The organism is Haloferula helveola (assembly GCF_037076345.1).
Classification (GTDB): domain Bacteria; phylum Verrucomicrobiota; class Verrucomicrobiia; order Verrucomicrobiales; family Akkermansiaceae; genus Haloferula; species Haloferula helveola.
On record NZ_AP024702.1, the window covers coordinates 3,604,717 to 3,622,824 of the forward strand.

The window sequence follows — 18,108 nt, forward strand, 5'->3', positions numbered from 1 at the left end:
CAAAGCCCCCTCAGGGTCCCGGTTCGTAGCGGTTCTCGCGGTAGATCCGGCGGACCTGGGCGTCGCTCAGGGCGCCTTCGATGATGAACACCTCGTCGAGGGTGCCGCGGAAGTAGGTCTTCTTCGGCTCGTTCGAATAGACCAGCGGAGGGCCGAAGGTGAGCGGCTTGGAATAGGACAGGTCGGCCGGCCGTCTCGGCGGGCTGGGGTCGCCGAGTTGCTGGGTCGGCTCGTGTGGCACACCATTGATGTAGAAACGGAGCCCGCCGGCATCGTCGTCGCCAACCTCGCCGGTGAAAACAACCGCGACGTGGTGCCAGACGCCATCCTGGAAATCGACGTCAACCGAGGACTGCTTCCGATGCCCCCAAGAACTCCGGAGAAACGTGCCGTTCTTGCCATTCGGCGCGATCAGGAACTTCCACTGGTGGCTGTCGTTTACCGAGTACTGCGGGAACCCCCAGCTGGCGAGACTGCCGTAGTTGGGTTTTCCGTCCATCCGCACCCATGCGCAGAAGGTCAACGCTTGGGAGCCGAAGACTCCGGGCCAGTTGGTCCGGACCATGTCACCCTTGCCGTTGAACGAGATCGCCTTGCCGAAGCGGCCCGGAACGATCCGCGTCGATGCATAGCGCCCGTCGGATTGCTTGGCGCGGGCGACGAGTGTCGAGAGCTGCGGGTGCTCGCCATCGACCTTGAGCTTGCCGTTCTCAACCGAATCGAAACTGAAGTGGAAGTAGGGCAGCCGGCCGGGCAGCTGGCGCGAGTAGTAGCCTTCGACCGGCGGGGCTTCGACGAGGTCGCCCTTGATTCCGATCGATCGCGACTCGCCGGCGACCAGCACCGCCTCATGTTTCATGCCCCGCAGGGAACGCGCTTCCACCCGTCCCTTCAGGACGTGGATCTGCTGGGTGACATCGGGAACGTGGACGACGACGAACTCGGTGCCGAGGTCCTTCACCAGAAGCGAGGACGCCTGAACCGTGAATCCGACCGCGGCTTGGGGCACTTCGAAGAAGCCCGTTCCTTCGTGAAGTTCGACGAACCCGTCATTGCGTACGGTGAGATTCGCGGGACCGGAGAGGACGGCCCGGACTCCGGACGGGAATTTCAGTTCGCTGACGCCCTGACGGACCTCGATGGTGGAGCCAGGGCGAAGTTCGTCGAGTGACCTGTTTCCGTCCGCGCCGTGGATCGATATGTGGGAGTCCGGTGTCGATGTGACGACGATGGGCTGCTTCTCGGTGGAGACGAGCGTCATGTAGAGCGCGGCTCCGAGAAGAACGAAGATCGCGGCGGCGGTCCCGAGCGAGATGAACAGCTGGCGTTTTTGCCGCTCGCGGAGGATCTCATCGACGGGTGCCCGTTCCTGCACCGGGATCATCGAGTGGCGCGATTCGAATTCCTGGGAAAGGTGGAAGTCGAGCCGCGCTTGGTCGCGGTAGATGTCGTGCAGGGACGGATCGAGGGTCAGCGCCGTCTCGAGCCGCTCGAAGTCGGCCTCGGAAATCGAGCCGTCGAAGAGCGCTTGCGTGAGTTGTTCGGCTTCGTCCCGGTTCATGGGTGGATCCTCCCCACGGCGAGTTTGCTCCGGATGCACTTTTTGAGCGAGTTCCGGATTCGGAAAAGCGAGACCCGGAGCGCCCCGGCCGAGCGACCGGAGTCCTCGGCGAAATCCTCAATCGACTGCTCGCCTTCGTAGCGTAGCCGGACCAGTTCGCGATTCTTGTCGGAAAGCGACGCCAGGCACTCGCGAAGTGCGGTGCGGGTGCCCTCAAGCCGCTGCGGAGCCATTTCCTCCGGCTCACCGGCGAGGGAGTCCAAGAGCTCGTCGCTGAAAACCAGCCGCTGGTCGCGCTTCGAGCGGCGGTGGAACTCCAGCACCCGAAAGCGCGCGACCGCAAAGGCCCAGTTGATGAAGCTCGTTCCGAGGGTGAACGAATCGCGCTTTTGCCACAGCAGCATCAGGGTTTCTTGCGTGACGTCTCGGACCGCCGGGTTGCCGGGCATCAGCGAGTGGATGAAGGCCCGGATCGAGTCCTGATGTTCGGTCAGCAAACGCACGAATTCGTGCTCCCGGGCAGGGCCGGTGGGCAGAACCGTCACGTTTTGCGGTTGGGCGGACATCTCGGGGGAATATGACCGAAATCCGGGCCGCGTTAACCCGGAAAATTCGCCGCTCAGCCTGCTAGATCGACGAATTGGCGTCGGGATTCCAGCAAATGGCGGCGCATCGCGGTGGATGCCTCGTCCTGCTGGCCGGCCTCGATGGCCTCGAAAATCCGCCGGTGGTGGTCGATCACTCCGCCATACCAGTCGTGATCGCCCCGGTTCGCCTGGGCGTAATCGATGCAGCGTTTCTCCAGGGCCCCGAGCAGCGCGGCATAGATCCGATTGCCCGACGCCTCGGTGATCGCGAGGTGGAAGGCGATGTCGGCCTCACTGAAGCGATCGCGGTCGCCCCGCACCGCTTCCATCTGGTCGAGGGCCTTGCGGATCTTCGAAATCGCCCGGCTACCGGCGTGTTTGGCGGCGAGTCGAGCGCACTCGCCTTCGACAAGGATCCGGAAATCGATGAGTTCGAGGAAATCGGCCTCCTCGGCGAGCACGGAGTAGGTTTGGATCGCCGAGCCCAGCGTCTCGAGATTCGAGTCGGCGATGAAGGTGCCCGAGCCCTTCAGGGTCCGGAGCAACCCGCGGCCACGGAGCTGCTGGATCGCTTCCCGAATGACGGTGCGGCTGGCTTCGAAGCGGGCGCAGAGTTTTTCCTCCGACGGCAATCGCTCGCCCGGAGGAAGCTGGCCGGCAAGGATCTCCTGTTCGAGTTTTCCGGCGATCTGGGCGCTGAGGCGTTCCATGCGCCGAAAACCCTGCACGGTGGCGCAGCGGGACGCAACGCCGGGGTTGCCGACATGCGCGGCCGCCGCTTGCCAAACCTCGGCCCCCGGAAAGACTGGGAGCGTGCGAAGCATTCTCATCACCGGCGGCAATGGCGGACTCGGACTCGGGATCGGGCGCTACTTTCTGGAAAAGGACCCGGACGCGCGGGTCTGGCTAGGCGTTCGCTCCCGGCGCGACAAGGCGGAGGCGCTGGCTGGTGAGTTCGGCGACCGCTGCAAGCTGGTCGACCTCGAGGTGACCTCGTCCGAAGCTTGGGAGGCGGCCGTCGGACGGATCGTCGAGGAGGACGGTGGGATCGATGTGCTTGTCAACAACGCCGGGATGCACCGCGACGGTCTGCTGGCGACGATGGACGATGAGGCATGGAGCTCGGTGGTCTCCTCGAACCTCGACTCCGTTTTCCTCGGCTGCCGGGCGGTGATCCGCCCGATGATGTCGAAGCGATTCGGCCGGATCATCAACATCGCCTCGCTCAGCGCGGTGCTGCCGCCGCTCGGCCAGACGAACTACGCGGCGGCCAAGGCCGGGGTGGTCGCCCTGACCCGAACCCTCGCCAAGGAGGTCGGCCGTTCCGGAATCACGGTGAACGCGCTGATGCCCGGGTACATCGAGACCGAGGCCCTTTCCGACATGGATCCGGAGGCTGCGAAACGGGCCAAGGCGGGCATTCCGATGCGCCGTTTCGGCAAGCCCGAAGAGGTGGCTGCCGCGGTCTTCTTTCTCGCTTGTCAGGATGCGGGCTACGTCACAGGTTCCGCCCTGAAGATCGACGGCGGGATCTACTGAGAATCAATTCACGACAACGATGGCAGAAGGCGCGGAACTCCGACAGAAGATCAAGGAGATGATGATCGAAGAGCTGATGCTCGATTTCGAAGTGTCGGAGATCGAAAACGAAACCCCGATTTTCGGTGCAGACGGCCTCGGCCTCGACTCGGTAGACGCGCTCCAGCTTGTCGTCGCCATCGAAAAGCATTTCGGCCTCAAGATCGGCGATGCCGAGAAGGCCAAGTCGGTCCTCCAAAGCGTCGAGACGATCGCCAAGGCCATCGAGGGCTGACCCCAAGCGCCCCGTGGGGAGCAGGCGATGAAAAAGTGGCTCCTCTTCGCGATCAAGCTGGTGCTGACCGGCGGCTGCCTGTGGTGGGCGCTGCGTGGCGTCGACTGGGAGGGCTCGATCCTTTCCCGCCCGTCGGAAATCCTGTGGGGCTGGCTGGTGCCGGGCGTGATCCTCGCGGGGCTGACCGTGGTGCTGACCGGTATCAGGCTGTGGCTGCTGCTCGCCGCGCAGAGCATCCGGATTTCCCTGCTGCGGGCGATCGAGCTGACCCTGATCGGTAATCTCTTCAACCTCGTGGCGGTCGGCGGAATCGGCGGTGACGCCGCCCGGATCTTTCTGCTCATCCGCGACCACCCGGAGCGCAAGCTGGCGGTCACCCTGACGGTGATGTTCGACCACTTGGTCGGACTGGTTGCGATGGCGCTGGTTTTCTTCGCACTCACGGCCGGTCGCTTCGACGCGCTGGCGAGCCAGAGCGCGGAAACCAAGGGCATCCTGCGCTTCGCTTGGGCGTTCTTCAGCGGCGGTGTCGCGCTGATGGCCCTGATGTTCGTGATGGCCTACCCGCCGATCAACAACCGTGTCCACGCCCGCAGCAAGAACTGGAAATTCTCGGCGATCCGGAAGCTGCCCGACGGCTTCGATGTCTACCGCCAGAAGTGGCGGCACGCCCTGCTCGCATTGGTGGCGGCGGCCATCATGCTGCCGGTTTACTACGCCACCTTCTGGTGCGGTGCCCGCGCCGCGGGTTCGATGGTCGATGCCGGGCCGGTGCTGGTCGCGATGCCGGTGGTCGACATGCTGAGCGCGCTGCCGCTTTCGATTTCGGGCCTCGGGGTGCGGGAGATCTCGCTGAAGATCCTGATGGAAGATCTCACCGGAATGGCGCCGGACGTGGCGGTCGCGGCCGGGTTGATCGGCTTTTTCTGTTCGTTGGTTTGGGCGCTGCTCGGAGGCCTGCTTTTCCTGAGGCCGCGGGACCGTGCGAAGGTCGAGGAGATCGAAGAATTGGCCGTTGCGGAAGATGGGTGAGCGAATTGCCATCTGCCTCGGCTCGTCGCTGCTCGGCCACTACGCGCACTGCGGGTTTCTGGATGCCTTCGACCAAGCCGGAGTGACGCCGGTGAAGGTCGCTGGGTCGTCGGCCGGTGCCTTGGCCGGCGCACTCTGGTGTGGCGGTCTGCGGGGTGAGGCCCTGCTCGATGAAATCTGCACGCTCAACTTTCGCCGGAGCTTTTTCGACCTGTTCGCGCCGCTGAGGCTGCCGGGGGTGATCACGTGGTCATACGCCAACGGGATCCTCGGCGGCAACCGGATGAAGAAGCGGCTGGCCCGGCTGCTCGGCGATCGGAGGATCGAGGATCTCAAGGGCCCGGACCTCCAGATCGCGGTCGCCAACCTGACCCGGCGACGCAGCGAGCTCCGCACCGAAGGGCCGCTGGTTGAGTTTGTCCTCGCCAGCCTGTCGCTGCCGCTGCTTTACCGCGCCCGACAGATCGATGGCGACTGGTATGTCGATGGTGGCGTGGCGAATGAGCAACCCTTCATCCAGTGGCTCGGGGATCCGGAGGTCGAGACCGTCCTGGTGCATCGCGTTCGCTATCCCATCGCTCCCCCGGAGCGTTTCAGTCCCGCCGCGGTGATGGGGGTCTGCCATGCGATCCCGAATGCGGAGCTGTGGGAGCAGCGGCGGGAGCTGGCCGAGGCATCGGGAAAGAAGGTCGTGTTTCTTGATACGAACCTTCCCGCACAGAAGATTTTCCATCGTGCCGCCGATGCCCGAATGCGCATCGAAGCGGGCCGAGAGACCGCCCGGCAGTGGTTGGAGGCGGGAAGCGGAACGCCCTCGCCCCGTGGTGAACCGATGGCCTACTGACGGTCGGGCACTATCCGGGAAAGGGCGCGTTGCGTGACTTAAACCATCAGGCCCGCTTCCGACGGCGGATCCAGCGGACCAGCGCGATTGCCGGCAGCGCGATGATCGGGATGGCTGCCGGGATCACCCACCACGGCAGGGGAATCTTGGCACGGAAACGCGTGACGATCGGGTCCCTCAGCGCCTGCCCCAATGTTCTTTTCCAGATCAGGGTCTTGCCGCGGTCGGTCACCTCGTCGGCGTTGTGCTCCTTGGCGGCCGTCGGCAGGTGGATCACGTATTCCATGATCCGCGAGTCCCGGTCGTCCGAGCCGATGAACAGAGCGGCCGGGCCAAGCGCATCGCCCATTTCAATCCTGCGGCTGACCTTCACGTCGAGGCCCGCGACGACGACATCGAAACTGCCCGACAGGTCCTTGCCCGCTTCCGGGAGATCCTCGAACGCCTCCGTTTCCTGCAGGTCCATCAGCGACAGCATCGAGTCGGTCGAGGCTTCCATGTGAACGCGGAATCCGTCGTCCGATGGCGTCACCGTGAACGCATCGAGCCGGAGGTCGGGTGCTTCCGCGAGCAGCTTGTCGATCTCCTCGCGCATGCCGGCTTCGCCTCCGACGAGGGCCATCGCCGCTGACGGCACGGTGTAGTCGAGCATCGCGCGGCCGCCGCCATCCGCCTGGATCCAGATTTCCTCGCGGATATCGAAGCACGAACTCAGTAGCAGCGAGAGGGCGAGGAGCAGCAGACGTTTCATGCGGACGCCGCATCAGTAGCGTGGTGACCCGGCTTGGCAAGGACCGGCCGTGCTTGTGCAGTCCGGACAAACGGCGATGGTTCCCGCGATGAAACGTCTGGTGGAGCCGGAGATCCTCGACACCTTGCCCTCGGATGATCCGAGGGCGATCGCCAGTCGCGTTGATCTGCGGCGCATCAACTTCGTGATGGGGAACGAGCGTTGGATCCTGCGCGAAGTGGCCAAGCATCCGCAGGCGGCGGCAAAGGGAATCGTCGAGTGGGGCGCCGGCGAGGGATGCCTGTTGGAGAGAATGTCACGCTTCGGACCCGCGACCGGCGTTGATCTGGTCCCGCGTCCCGACGGGCTGCCGGATGCGATCGATTGGCAATCGGGGGACGTGATGAAGGCTGCCGGAATGCGTGGAGGAATCCTCGTCGCCAACCTGTTCCTGCACCACTTCGAGGCCAATGCTCTCCGGGAATTGGGTCGTCGGATGTCAGGCTTCGATGTGGTGATCGCGGTGGAGCCGTGGCGCTCGCCCGGTTCGCTGGCCTTGGGGTTCAGCATGCAGCCTTTGGTCACACGGGTCACGAGGCACGACATGCTGGCGAGCATCCGTGCAGGCTTCGCGAGGCGTGAACTTGCGGGGCTTCTCGGGCTCGATGCCGGTGGCTGGCGCATTGGTGAGAAGGCGTCTTTTCGGGGCAGTCTCCGTTGGCGGGCCATGAAGAAAAAGTGAGCTGACGATCGGAGTGGCGCCGACGGGGGAGGATGCTAGCTTGCGGCGTTGAATGAGGGACTGACGGTAGCGGGCGGTGGCCTGGCGGGATTGGCGCTGGCGCTCGGATTGCGTCGGCGCGGAGTGCCGGTCACGGTTCATGAGGCGGCCGCCTATCCTCGCCACCGGGTGTGCGGGGAGTTCATTTCGGGAGTCAGCGGGGACACTCTTTCGGCGCTTGGCTTGGTTGAGGACCTGGCCGATGCCCACCGCCACCGATCCGTGTCGTGGCACCGCAAAGGTCGCGAGCTGATGTCGACCGAACTGCCCGAGCCGGCGGTCGCGATTTCCCGGCATCGGCTGGATGATCGCTTACGGCAACGTCTGGAATCGGCCGGTGGGGTGGTGCACCAGAAGTCGCGGGTTGCCTGTGAGCCGCGTGATGGATTGGTGTGGGCGGCCGGACGATTGCCCACCCGCGGCTCGTGGATCGGACTGAAGTGCCACCTGCTTGATTTTTCAATGAGCGACGGCCTGGAGATGCATCTCGGCGACAACGGCTACCTCGGTCTGACGCCTGTCGAAGATGGACGCGTCAATGCCTGCGGCTTGTTCCGTCTCGATCGTGGCATCCGGGCCGACGGCAGCGACCTGCTGTTGGAATATCTCCGCCGGGGCGGAAACGGCGAGTTGTCGGAACGCATCGCTGCGGCCGGGCGGGATGAGAGATCCTTCCTCGGTGTCGCCGGATTCGAGCTCGGCTGGCAGTCGGGGAATCCGGAGCTGTGCGCCGTTGGCGACGCGATCGGGATGATTCCTCCCTTCACCGGTAATGGCATGAGCATGGCTTTGGAAGGCGCCGAGATGGCGCTTCAGCCGCTGGAGGAGTGGAGCGCCGGGCAGCTTGCGTGGCCCGATGCGGTGACCTCGATCCACTCCGCAGCGCGCTCACGCTTTCGTCGCCGTCTCCGGCACGCGCTCGCGATGCACCGGCTTTTGCTTCATGCCCGCGGGCAATCACTGCTTGAGGGAATCGCCCGCTCGGGTCTTTTGCCATTCCGCCCGCTGCTTTCGCTCGTCCGTTGATCATGTTCCTCGAATCCATCGCCACCGCCTTGCCGCGGCATGCCTTCACCCAGCCGGAGTGCCTCGACGCACTTCGCCAATCGGGCCTTCTTGATTCCCTCAAGCCACGCTCCGGATCGATCCTGAACAAAGTGCTGTCGAACGGCGCCTCGGGAATCGGCACCCGCCATTTCTGCCTGCCGGAAATTGCGCCGGTCGTCGAACGCGGCGCCCAGGAGCTGAACGAGTTCTTCGAGCGCGAGGCGCCGGTGCTGGCGGGAGAGGCCCTGTCGAAGGCGCTCGATGAAGCGGGTCTCGCGGCCACGGATCTCGATGCGGTCCTGATCTGCACCTGCACCGGCTACCTTTGCCCGGGGGTGAGCAGCCATGTCGCGGAGAAACTCGGGATCCGGCCCGATGCCTACCTGCAGGACCTGGTCGGTCTCGGTTGCGGCGCCGCGATCCCGATGATGCGGAGTGCCGAGGGGCTGCTTGCGGCCAAGCCTGGGTCAAAGGTCGCGACCATTGCGGTGGAAGTCTGCTCGGCGGCCTTCTATGCCGACGACGATCCGGGTGTGCTGATCTCGCTGTGCCTGTTCGGCGATGGTGCGGCGGCGGCGATCTGGTCGGACAAGCCGGGCGACGGAAGATGGCGGGCAGGGAATTTCTCGACGGTCCACCACCCGCAGAACCGAGAGAAGATCCGGTTTGTGAATGCGGACGGGAAGTTGCGCAACCAACTTGACCGTGCGGTGCCCGGACTCGCAGCGGAGGCGGTATCGGAACTCTACGGCAAACGTAGTGGTGAGCCGGACCGCGTGCTCGCGCACGCCGGAGGGCGTGACGTGATCGAGGCGATCGAGGAAGTCCTGCCGCACCGGCTTGATGACACCCGCGATGTGCTCGAGACATGCGGCAACATGAGCAGTCCGTCGGTCATGTTCGCGCTCGAACGTGCGCTTGCCGGAGCGAACGGCGACTCGCGCTGGTGGCTCACCGCCTTCGGTGCCGGATTCGCCGCCCACTCATGCGAGATGTGGCGGGAATCATGAATGGTGCGCGGACTTCAGTCCGCTTTGACTGATCCGGTGCCCGCGAATCCAAGCGGACTGAAGTCCGCGCACCACAAGTGGGGCTATGTCGCCGGTGTGAAGCGCTGCAGCAGAAGCGCCGACAGGAAAGCCAGCGGTGGCAGGATGAACGCCAGTCCGCCCGCGAGTGAGAGTGACTCCCCCGGGACAGAGAACGTGGCTCCGAGTGGAACCGCAGCGATGAAGTCGGTCAGCGGTATCCCGGCGAGCAGGGCCGAGACGAAGCGTGGGATCGGCTTGCGGAAGACAGTCAGCGAAAGACCGAGCCAGATCGCGAATGAGACCATGCCGGCGACTCCAAGTAGCGGATACCATGGGATCCACCACGCTGACATGGCGGCCAGTGGCAGGAACAGCATCGAACGCGAAAGGATGAGCGTGCCGACCGGCGGGTGCTCGAGGCTTTCACAGCGCGCCGACAGGGAGAGTCCGGAGATGTAGATCAAAAGCCCGAGCGCGTGGGTCGCGACGAAGGCGATGCTGCGGACCGTGTCGGCGACGACATCCGCCTGAGTCACTCCGTAGGCATGGAGATCGATCGTGTCGACGGCCTCGGACGGCCACGCGGCGACGAATCCCATCACATACAGTCCGGCGCGGCAGAGGCCCATCGGCAGCACGCCCCACACGGTGGCCTTGTGGATGCGCGTGTAGATGGCGATGCAGACGAGCACCGCGATGGCGGTGAAGCCCGACCGCGGTCCTTGCGAAAAGCCGAGGCCGATCCCTGCCATACCGAGGACGACCGCGCTGGTCAGGTAGGTGTCCGCCGAGATCAGCCCTGACGGCAGCGCCCGCTCAGGCCGATGCGTCTTGTCCCAGTCCCGGTCAAACCAGTCGTTGGCGAGGTTGCCCGCGAAGTAGAGGGCGAGGCCCGCCAGCACCAGTGGCACCACGACCGGTCCCACCGCCTGCATGTCGCCCCAGTAGTAGCGCCCGAGCAGGTAGCCGATCGTCACGTTGCACACGACGCTCGGCGCGTTGGCGACGCGCAGGCTGGCGAGGAGGGCGGCGGTTCGGCTCACGGCAGGAAGTCAGTCTCCGGTGCGTTCCCGAACCCAGCGGTATTCGCCGGCGATCTGCTCTTCGACCGGGCGCTGCATCTCGGGCGGAAGGACGCCCCAGGTGTAGGTCTCGATCTCGAAGTGGGTGCACATTTCCGGGTCGTCGAGGCAGAGCTTCAGGGTGTCCGAGGCCTGCACGCGCGTCGATTTCAGCGGTTCTTCCGGATCGTGGTCGAGCGGGATGTGGAAGTGGACCCGCCATTGCTCGGCGTCATTGTCCGGCCCGTACGCGGCAATCGCGTCGGGCAGGTCGGTGTAGCGGAGGATGCGTCCGTCCGGATGACGTTCGATCACCTGGTGGAGGTAGGTCGGTTCGTCGAAACGGGCCGCGGTGTCGATCGCCGCGTAGCCCCGCGGATCGAGGGCGAGGGCGGCGGACAGGTGGATTTTCGAAATCCGGAGTCCTTCGCGACGCAGAACCTCGAGCGAGCTACGGGTGTCCTCGTACTCGAGCGCGAAGTGGCAGCAGTCGTAGTTGATGCCGATGCGCCGCTTCACCTTCTCGTGGTCCTGGGCGTCGTCGAGGAGTCTATCAAAGAACCGCAGCGTCTCCTCGGTGTTCTCGAAGTGACCGAGCGGTTCGGGTTCGAGACCGAGGTGGAGATCGGTCCCTGAGACCTCGCTGAGGGCGTCGATGAAGTCCGCCAGCTCAATCAGGTTCTCGCGGATCACGCTCTCATCCGCGCCGAATGCCTTGAATGACCCTGGCAGGGTCGAAACCGATCCGCCGGCCGACTTCGGCGCGAGCTCGGAGATGATCGTGAAGAGCTCCTTGGTGTATTCGACCCGCGCGGGTGAGGTCCAGTCGGGCTGGTAGACCTTCTCCTTCACCCGGGTGCCGTGGAAGTCGCCGTAGGGAAAGCCGTTGATGGTGAAAACGTAGGCATTCTCCTCCGCCAGCCAGTCCTTGAAGCGGGCGAGGCGGTCGCCCTGCAGCAATTCCGCGGCAGCGCGGGCGGAGAGCCTGAGGCCGATGGCGAACGGGTTACCGTCGGCTGCCACCAGGTCGCGGACCCGCAGCGTGTGCAGGGTCAGGGCGCCGAGCGTTTCCTCCCAGCTCTCCGCCGGGTGGATGTTGGTGCAGTAGGCGAGGTGCCCGCAGGGGAATTTCATGGCCCGAGCATGGCCGATCGGGCGTGTGCGACAAGGCCAACGGATGTCCCGTTGCAATGCCGCGGATGGCAGGCATAGTCCACCCGATGGCGGAAGCGCTTGAGGAACTGATGCCCGTCGGCCGCTGGCCGTCGGTGGCGGAGGCTTACGAGCACTCGATCGTGGTGCTGGCGATGAACCGCGACTGCCAGGTGCGCCGGGAAGGCGAGGAATTCGTGCTCGAGGTGGATCCCGCCGATGCCGAGCCGGTGGGGCTGGAGCTGGCGCTCTATGCCGAGGAACAGCAGGCGGTGGCCGGCCCGCGCCCGGAGCTGCCGGCATTCTCGCTGGGCCTTGAGCTGGCCTTCGTGTGGGCGGTCGTGCTGACAGCCGTGTTTCTCCGTCAGGACATCGACCCGTCGCTGGAGGGGCGATTCCTGAATTCGAGCGTGGGAGTCTTCCAGGACGGAGAATGGTGGCGGCCGTTCACGGCATTGTTCCTCCACGCCGACGGCGGGCACTTGCTCGGGAACATCTTCATCGGCGGGTTTTTCTGCATCCTCGCGTGCAGCGCGTTCGGGCCGTGGCGCGGATGGTTGCTGATCCTGCTCTGCGGGACTTTGGGGAATCTCATCAACGGGTGGATCCATCTTCCCGGTCCGTTCCTCTCGCTCGGCGCCTCGACCGCGACCTTCGGCGCGCTGGGGCTGGTGGTGGGTCGTGGACTGGCGGACGTCTGGCGAACGCGGAACTACGGCGCGCTGAAGCCGCTGCTGGTGCCGCTGGGTGTCGGGTTCGGACTGTTCAGCTTCTTCGGCATGGGAGGCGGAGAAACCGACGCGTCCGTCCAGACCGATGTGACCGCCCACATCTTCGGGCTGGTCTGCGGGGTCGTGGCAGGCGTGCTCGCCGGGGCCGCGATCCATCGGAAGATCGAGGAAACGGCGGACGCTTGAGCACACGCTTCCGGATTGTCGCGTCGGTCCGACGGGGAGATGCTGACTTCATGGACCGACGAGCATTTCTGGGAACCGCGCTGATGACCGGAGCCGCGACCCGAATCGGCTGGGGAGCGGATCCGACCGCGCGGGGAGTCGAGATCGGCGCCTTCGAGAAGATTTTCCAAAGGCTGAGCTACGACGAGATCGGCCGGCGGATGGCGGAGCTCGGGTTGGACGGGATCGAGGCGACGATTCGTCCGGGCGGTCACATCGAGCCGGAACGTGCGGCCGACGAACTCCCGGCGGCGGTCGAAGCACTGAGGAAGCACGGTCGCCGGATCGTGGTCATGGCGAGCGGGATCAACCGGGCCGACCAGCCGGGAGCGGCCGACTTGCTGAAGCTGGCAAAGCGGCTCGGGATCACTCGCTACCGGATGAACTACTACCGCTATGACCTGAAGAAGTCACCGCGGGCGCAGGTCGAGGAATTCAAGGCTCAGGCGCGAGACCTCGCGGCGCTGAACCGCGAGATCGGGATTCAGGCGGTCTATCAGAACCACGCCGGGGCCAACATGGTAGGAGCGGTTTTGTGGGATCTCGATGCCGTGCTTGGGGAGATTCCGAAGGAGGAGATCGGGGTCGGCCTCGATCTCCGACACACGCTGGTCGAGTCCGGTGAGGCGTGGAAGACGGGGATGGCGCTCGTCCGTCCGCGGATCGCGATGATCTATGCGAAGGATTTCAAGTGGGAGAAGAACCGGCCGGTGAATGTCGCGCTCGGCACCGGTCGGGTGACGAAGGAGGTCTTTAAAGAGGCCACCAAGGGGATCGACGTCCCGGCGATGGCCTTGCATGTCGAGTATTTCGGCCACAAGCCGCTGGCGCCGGAAGCACTCGGGCCGGTGATGGAGGCCCACGGCAATGACCTCAAGACCTTGCGGAGCTGGATGTGAGGCAAGGTAGGGACGACCGCCCCGGTCGTCCGTTTGCCCGAATTGCCCCACGACCTGCGGACGACCGAGGCGGTCGTCCTTACCTTTCCCGTTTGCCCGGATAGCCCCACGACCTGCGGACGACCGGGGCGGTCGTCCCTACCTTTTCAGCCTGCGGATGACCGGGGCGGTCGGGCCTACCTCGTTTGCTCCTCGAGCTTCTGAATCCAGACGTTCCGGAAGCGGACCGGGTTGCCGTGGTCCTGGAACGAGATCGGGCCGGTATCGCCGTGCTTCTCGTACTCGCTGATCGAGTGAGGTCCGCGCCAGCCCGTGCCGCCACTCAGTTCGACGTTGTCGTGAATGACTTCGCCGTTGTGAACGACGGTGAAGCGGGCCTTGCGGAGGACCTTGCCGCTCTCGTCGAAGATCGGGCGTTGGAAGGTGATGTCGTAGGTCTGCCATTCACCGGGAGGGCGGCAGGCATTCACCTTCGGCACGGCGCGTCCGTAGAGGGCGCCGCACTGACCGTCGGGATAGGTCGCGTTCTCGTAGGAATCGAGAACCTGAACCTCGTAGATGCCCATCAGGAAGACGCCGCTGTTGCCGCGTCCCTGGCCGTCGCCCTTGACGTTCTTCGGTGTCGCGAACTCGACGTGCAACCGGCACGAACCGAATTCGTCCTTGGTGCGGATGTAGCCCGCGCCGCGGACCGATTCCATCGCGCCATCGACGAGTTTCCACTTCGTCTCGCCGCCCTTCATGCTCGTCCAGTTCTTGTGAAGGCTCTCCTCGGTGCCGTCGAAGAGGACGATCGCTCCTTCGGGAGCCTTAGCCTTTTCCGCGTCGTAAGGTTTCGGAGTCACAACCTTCGGCGGCGGCTGCTTGGCGGGGTCGGTCTCGTGGACCTTCACGCCGTCGATGAAGGTGTATTCCACCTTCTTGCCGTTCTCTTCCCGGATTTCCTTCAGGATTTCGGGTTCGGCGGCGAGCGGTTGAGTGATCACGGCGGTGGCCGCGGCGAGAGTCAGGATCGGTTTCATCAATGAAGGGTCAGGGTTTTCCGGATCGGGTCAGGCCGACGGGAGTTCGAAGTTCGGGCACTGGCTGAGGAACCGCTTCGGGTTCTCGAACAGGATCTTGTCGATCTGCTCCGCGCTGTGCTTGCGCTTCTTCATTTCGAAGCCGCACTTCACCACCGCGAGCGGATCGGAAATTCCCCAGTCGCAGGCCGAGTTCAGCCACAGGCGGGCGCCTTCGTGAGTTTCGAGGATGTCGATCGCCCGGTTCGGCGTGCATTTGCTTTCGGGATAGAGCGTCATGCCGGCCCAGTATCCCTGGTCGAGTACGAGATCCACCGTATGTTCCTCGACGTGGTCGATGATCACGCGGTTGCGGTCGAGCGAACCGAAGTTGGCCAACGAGTCGAGCATCAGCTTGGTGCCCTTTCGCTTGTCTTCGAGGTGCGGCGTGTGGATGAGGATCGGGAGGTCGCGGTCGAGGGCGATCTGGACGTGCTCCTCGAAGATCGCAAGCTCGCTGCGGGTGTTCTTGTTGAGTCCGATCTCGCCGATGCCGAGGACGGTCGGCTTGTCGATGAACTCGGGAATCAGGGCCATCACCTCGCGGGCGAATCCGGCATCTTCCGCTTCCTTCGGGTTGATGCACAGCCAGCAGAAGTGCGGGATTCCGAATTTGGCGGCTCGCTTCGGCTCGTAGTCGGTCAGCTGCCGGTAGTAGTCGTAGAAGCCTTGTGGCGAAGACCGGTCGAAGCCGGCCCAGAAGGCCGGCTCGCAGATCGCCTCGCAGCCGGCCAGGGCGAGCTTCTCGTAGTCATCCGTCGTCCGGCTGACCATGTGGGCGTGGGGCTCGATGTAGCGCATGGGTTCGGCCTAGGGTCAGGGTTGGGGAGCGCCGAAGGCACCTTGGATGGTGGCCTTTTCGGCGGGCTCGATGGATTCGTCGGAGAGGGCGTCGAGCACTCCCTTGGCTCGTCCGGGTTCGTCGGAAAGCAGGATCGGCAGGGCCTTTTTCAGGGCGTCGAAGCGGAAATCGGCCTCACCCGGATGCCGCTCCACGCGGTCGAGGAACGCGGCGATGTCGATCAGCTTGCACCGCGCGTCCATGAAATGGAGGTCGAGGATCTCTTTCTTGCTGGGCATGTGCCCAACATACGCACGGGATTCCGCGTTTCCCACACGGAATCCCGTTTGAATCGGTGCCGGATGACACGGGCCGCGAGGCCTCAGGGCGCGACCGTCTTGATGATCCGGGCGCGGAAGAAATTCGGCGAGGTGGCGCCGTCGACGACGTGGGTCACCACCGTGCTCCAGTTGACGAGGTCGTCGCTGGATTCGATGACCACATCGTAGTCGCCTGTCGCGTTCTCCGGAATCACCAGGGTGGTGCCCGGCGTGCTGCCGACCTCGTTGGCCGGCGTGATCTTGAAGGTGACGGAAATCGGGGTGTTGTTCTGGCTCAGGGCGACCTGGGTCAGCCCGGTGAACACGTTGCCTTTCATGTCGTCGAACTGGGCTCCGCCTTCCTTGCCCTTCATCGCCATTACGATCGTGGATCCGTCGTTGTAGGTGAGAGTGAGGTCCTGGATGTAGCCGTCGGCGTTCTTCGTGGTTCCGACGATCTCGACGACATCGGTGGGATCGACGGCGCGGCTGGTTGTGTTCGGCGTCAGCGTGAAGTATTCGACGGCGGCTGCCGGGAGGCAGAGGGCGGCGAGGAGGAGCAGGGTGGTTTTCATGGTGTTCGGTCGGTTGGAGCTTGGAGCTTGGAGCTTGGAGCTTGGAGCTTGGAGTTTGGAGTTTGGAGTTTGGAGTTTGGAACTTTCTCCGCTCAGACGGAGACCGGCTCTGGGTCGTCCTGAGTGCTAGCGAGATCGTGAAACACGCCGCGTTTGGCCATCAAGTCGTGATGGGTGCCGAACTCGACGAGTTTGCCCCGCTCGAAGACACCGATGCAGTCGGCGCGGCGGATGGTCGAAAGGCGGTGGGCGATGATGATGGTGGTGCGGCCCTTCATCAGGGCCTCCATGGCGCCGAGGAGATCGCGTTCGGTTGCGGGGTCGAGCGCGGAGGTGGGCTCGTCGAGGATGATGACCGGAGCGTCCTTGAGGAAGGCGCGGGCGATCGAGAGCCGCTGCCGCTGGCCGCCCGACAGGTTCACGCCGCGCTCGCCGAGCTGGGTGTCGTAGCCTTCGGGGAACTGGCTGATGAACTCGTCGGCCTGAGCTCGCTTGGCAGCCAGTTCGATGTCCTCGTTGCTGGCGTCGGGATTTCCCATCGCAATGTTCTCGCGGATGCTGGCGGAAAAGAGGAACGGCTCTTGGAAAACGATGCTCACATTCGAACGGAGCCAGCCGAGGCCGAGCGAGCGGAGGTCGTGTCCGTCGAGGCGTACGGATCCCTTCTCCGGATCGTAGAACCGCAGCAGCAGGCTGGCGGTCGTCGACTTGCCCGAGCCGGTCCGGCCGACCAGAGCCAGCACCTTGCCGGGCTCGAGATCGAACGAGACGTCGTGCAATGCCGGTCGGTCGCCGTTGTAGCTGAAAGTGACATGGTCGAACTCCAGCCGGCCCATGACTTTCTCCGGGATTATAGGATCGGCCGGTTCGTCGACGGTTACCGGTTCGTCGATGATCTCGAACACCCGCGAGAGCTGGGCGGTGGCGGAGTGGTAGACGCCGGCGCCTTGGCTGAAGGCGTTGAGCGGTTGGTAGAGAGTTCCCAGATAGGCGAGGAAAACGAGGACCTCACCGGCCGAAAGGCGGCCGCTCAGAACCGCGAGCGTGCCGACCCACACCACCGCAGCAGTGCCGATCGCCATGATCACGCCGATCACCCAGCCGAACGACAGCTCGGCACCGGACTTTCGCAGATTCTCCCTAACACTGGTGTCGGCCCGCTCGGCGAAGCTACGGTTGTTTCCCTGCTCAAGGGTGAATGCCTGGATCACCCGGATCGACGAGAGCGATTCCTGGAGGTTGGCCGCCAGAGTGCCTTCGTTGTCGTGGAACTTTTTGGAGCGTTTGGCGATCCGGCCTTCGTAGGTTTTGATGTTGAACCAGAGCAGCGGAGCGGTGGCGGTGGTGATCAGCGCCAGCGTGATATCGAGCCGGAACATCACGACGAAGACGCCGATCGAAATGCAAAGCCCCGACAGCATCGGCACGAGCACGCCGGAGAGCAACGACTGCAGCGCGTAGCTGTCATAGGCCGTGCGGTGCAGCAGGTCGCCGACCTTGGAGCGGTCGTGGAAAGCAAGCGGCAGCCGGTAAAGGGTTTCGAGGGCCTGCACGCGGAGTCCGCGGACCATCTTGTTGCCGGCGTGGATCATCCAAAGCTGGCTGAGCATCGTCAGCGTTTTGTGCATCACGCCGAGTAGGACGATCATGACCGCCAGCGTCACCGCGGCCTGCGTTTCGGGGTCACCCGGACGGAAACCCGGTGCCTTGGCCAGCCAATCCGGAGGCGCTTCGTCGCCGAAAACCGAGTCAACCAGATAGGCGATCGGCCACGGCAGGGCGATCTCGAGGAGCGCCGCGAACAGCAACAGAACGAGCCCGCCCGCGACATGCAGGCGGGCGCCGCTGAGGTAGCCGAAGCAGCGTTTCACCATGGG

At 64.4% G+C, this 18,108-nt stretch carries 20 protein-coding genes; 9 read left to right on the forward strand and 11 right to left on the reverse strand.

What is annotated here, in order from left to right; genetic code table 11:
• Positions 1-10: 10 nt before the first annotated feature.
• Genes HAHE_RS13585 through HAHE_RS13595 form a run of 3 tightly spaced genes read right to left on the reverse strand, consistent with a single transcriptional unit; the run spans position 11 to position 2,858 of the window.
• A complete protein-coding gene (locus tag HAHE_RS13585; RefSeq protein ID WP_338685158.1) occupies positions 11-1,561 on the reverse strand; it encodes a LamG-like jellyroll fold domain-containing protein in 1,551 nt (516 codons plus the stop codon).
• Complete coding sequence (locus tag HAHE_RS13590) at positions 1,558-2,127, reverse strand: sigma-70 family RNA polymerase sigma factor (RefSeq protein WP_338685160.1); 570 nt, start codon at positions 2,125-2,127, stop codon at positions 1,558-1,560. Before HAHE_RS13590 ends, HAHE_RS13585 begins: the two co-directional genes overlap by 4 nt.
• 53 nt (positions 2,128-2,180) lie before the next feature.
• Complete coding sequence (locus HAHE_RS13595) at positions 2,181-2,858, reverse strand: FadR/GntR family transcriptional regulator (protein ID WP_338685161.1); 678 nt, start codon at positions 2,856-2,858, stop codon at positions 2,181-2,183.
• Between the two features lie 103 nt (positions 2,859-2,961).
• Here HAHE_RS13595 and HAHE_RS13600 point away from each other — a divergent pair, with 103 nt between their 5' ends.
• Genes HAHE_RS13600 through HAHE_RS13615 form a run of 4 tightly spaced genes read left to right on the forward strand, consistent with a single transcriptional unit; the run spans position 2,962 to position 5,837 of the window.
• Positions 2,962-3,687 (forward strand): SDR family NAD(P)-dependent oxidoreductase, encoded by a 726-nt coding sequence (locus tag HAHE_RS13600; protein WP_338685163.1) that lies wholly within the window; start codon positions 2,962-2,964, stop codon positions 3,685-3,687.
• Between the two features lie 19 nt (positions 3,688-3,706).
• Positions 3,707-3,961 (forward strand): acyl carrier protein, encoded by a 255-nt coding sequence (locus HAHE_RS13605; RefSeq protein ID WP_338685164.1) that lies wholly within the window; start codon positions 3,707-3,709, stop codon positions 3,959-3,961.
• A 27-nt stretch (positions 3,962-3,988) separates the two neighbouring features.
• Positions 3,989-4,993: a lysylphosphatidylglycerol synthase transmembrane domain-containing protein gene (locus HAHE_RS13610; RefSeq protein WP_338685166.1), complete on the forward strand. Its 1,005-nt coding sequence runs from the start codon at positions 3,989-3,991 to the stop codon at positions 4,991-4,993.
• The gene (locus HAHE_RS13615; RefSeq protein ID WP_338685168.1) at positions 4,986-5,837 is read left to right on the forward strand and encodes a patatin-like phospholipase family protein; all 852 of its coding nucleotides are present in this window, start codon (positions 4,986-4,988) and stop codon (positions 5,835-5,837) included. Before HAHE_RS13610 ends, HAHE_RS13615 begins: the two co-directional genes overlap by 8 nt.
• A 46-nt stretch (positions 5,838-5,883) precedes the next feature.
• Here the strand turns inward: HAHE_RS13615 and HAHE_RS13620 are convergent, their stop codons facing one another.
• The gene (locus HAHE_RS13620; RefSeq protein WP_338685170.1) at positions 5,884-6,588 is read right to left on the reverse strand and encodes a hypothetical protein; all 705 of its coding nucleotides are present in this window, start codon (positions 6,586-6,588) and stop codon (positions 5,884-5,886) included.
• Between the two features lie 88 nt (positions 6,589-6,676).
• Here HAHE_RS13620 and HAHE_RS13625 point away from each other — a divergent pair, with 88 nt between their 5' ends.
• From HAHE_RS13625 to HAHE_RS13635, 3 genes are read left to right on the forward strand one after another with little or no spacing between them, the layout of a single operon-like run.
• Complete coding sequence (locus HAHE_RS13625; protein WP_338685172.1) at positions 6,677-7,309, forward strand: hypothetical protein; 633 nt, start codon at positions 6,677-6,679, stop codon at positions 7,307-7,309.
• Positions 7,310-7,357: 48 nt separating this feature from the next.
• On the forward strand, positions 7,358-8,374 hold the full coding sequence (locus HAHE_RS13630; RefSeq protein ID WP_338685174.1) for an NAD(P)/FAD-dependent oxidoreductase: 1,017 nt from the start codon (positions 7,358-7,360) through the stop codon (positions 8,372-8,374).
• A gap of 2 nt (positions 8,375-8,376) precedes the next feature.
• The gene (locus HAHE_RS13635; protein ID WP_338685175.1) at positions 8,377-9,405 is read left to right on the forward strand and encodes a stilbene synthase; all 1,029 of its coding nucleotides are present in this window, start codon (positions 8,377-8,379) and stop codon (positions 9,403-9,405) included.
• 83 nt (positions 9,406-9,488) lie between these two features.
• Here the strand turns inward: HAHE_RS13635 and HAHE_RS13640 are convergent, their stop codons facing one another.
• The gene (locus HAHE_RS13640) at positions 9,489-10,469 is read right to left on the reverse strand and encodes a UbiA family prenyltransferase (protein WP_338685177.1); all 981 of its coding nucleotides are present in this window, start codon (positions 10,467-10,469) and stop codon (positions 9,489-9,491) included.
• 9 nt (positions 10,470-10,478) lie between these two features.
• Positions 10,479-11,621 (reverse strand): metabolite traffic protein EboE, encoded by a 1,143-nt coding sequence (gene eboE, locus HAHE_RS13645; RefSeq protein WP_338685178.1) that lies wholly within the window; start codon positions 11,619-11,621, stop codon positions 10,479-10,481.
• Positions 11,622-11,686: 65 nt separating this feature from the next.
• Here eboE and HAHE_RS13650 point away from each other — a divergent pair, with 65 nt between their 5' ends.
• A complete protein-coding gene (locus HAHE_RS13650; RefSeq protein WP_338685179.1) occupies positions 11,687-12,556 on the forward strand; it encodes a rhomboid family intramembrane serine protease in 870 nt (289 codons plus the stop codon).
• Positions 12,557-12,606: 50 nt separating this feature from the next.
• On the forward strand, positions 12,607-13,494 hold the full coding sequence (locus HAHE_RS13655; protein WP_338685180.1) for a sugar phosphate isomerase/epimerase family protein: 888 nt from the start codon (positions 12,607-12,609) through the stop codon (positions 13,492-13,494).
• Positions 13,495-13,670: 176 nt separating this feature from the next.
• Here the strand turns inward: HAHE_RS13655 and HAHE_RS13660 are convergent, their stop codons facing one another.
• From HAHE_RS13660 to HAHE_RS13680, 5 genes are all read right to left on the reverse strand, one after another.
• Positions 13,671-14,516 (reverse strand): DUF1080 domain-containing protein, encoded by an 846-nt coding sequence (locus HAHE_RS13660; RefSeq protein WP_338685181.1) that lies wholly within the window; start codon positions 14,514-14,516, stop codon positions 13,671-13,673.
• A 30-nt stretch (positions 14,517-14,546) separates the two neighbouring features.
• Entirely contained in the window at positions 14,547-15,356 is an 810-nt protein-coding gene (locus HAHE_RS13665) for a TatD family hydrolase (protein WP_338685182.1), read from the reverse strand.
• Between the two features lie 15 nt (positions 15,357-15,371).
• Complete coding sequence (locus tag HAHE_RS13670) at positions 15,372-15,635, reverse strand: hypothetical protein (RefSeq protein WP_338685183.1); 264 nt, start codon at positions 15,633-15,635, stop codon at positions 15,372-15,374.
• An 83-nt stretch (positions 15,636-15,718) separates the two neighbouring features.
• Positions 15,719-16,231 carry a hypothetical protein gene (locus HAHE_RS13675; RefSeq protein ID WP_338685185.1) on the reverse strand — a complete coding sequence of 171 codons (513 nt, stop codon included), beginning with the start codon at positions 16,229-16,231 and terminating at the stop codon, positions 15,719-15,721.
• A 92-nt stretch (positions 16,232-16,323) separates the two neighbouring features.
• Positions 16,324-18,105, reverse strand: coding sequence for an ABC transporter ATP-binding protein (locus tag HAHE_RS13680; RefSeq protein WP_338685187.1), 1,782 nt, complete (start codon positions 18,103-18,105; stop codon positions 16,324-16,326).
• Between the last annotated feature and the right edge of the window lie 3 nt (positions 18,106-18,108).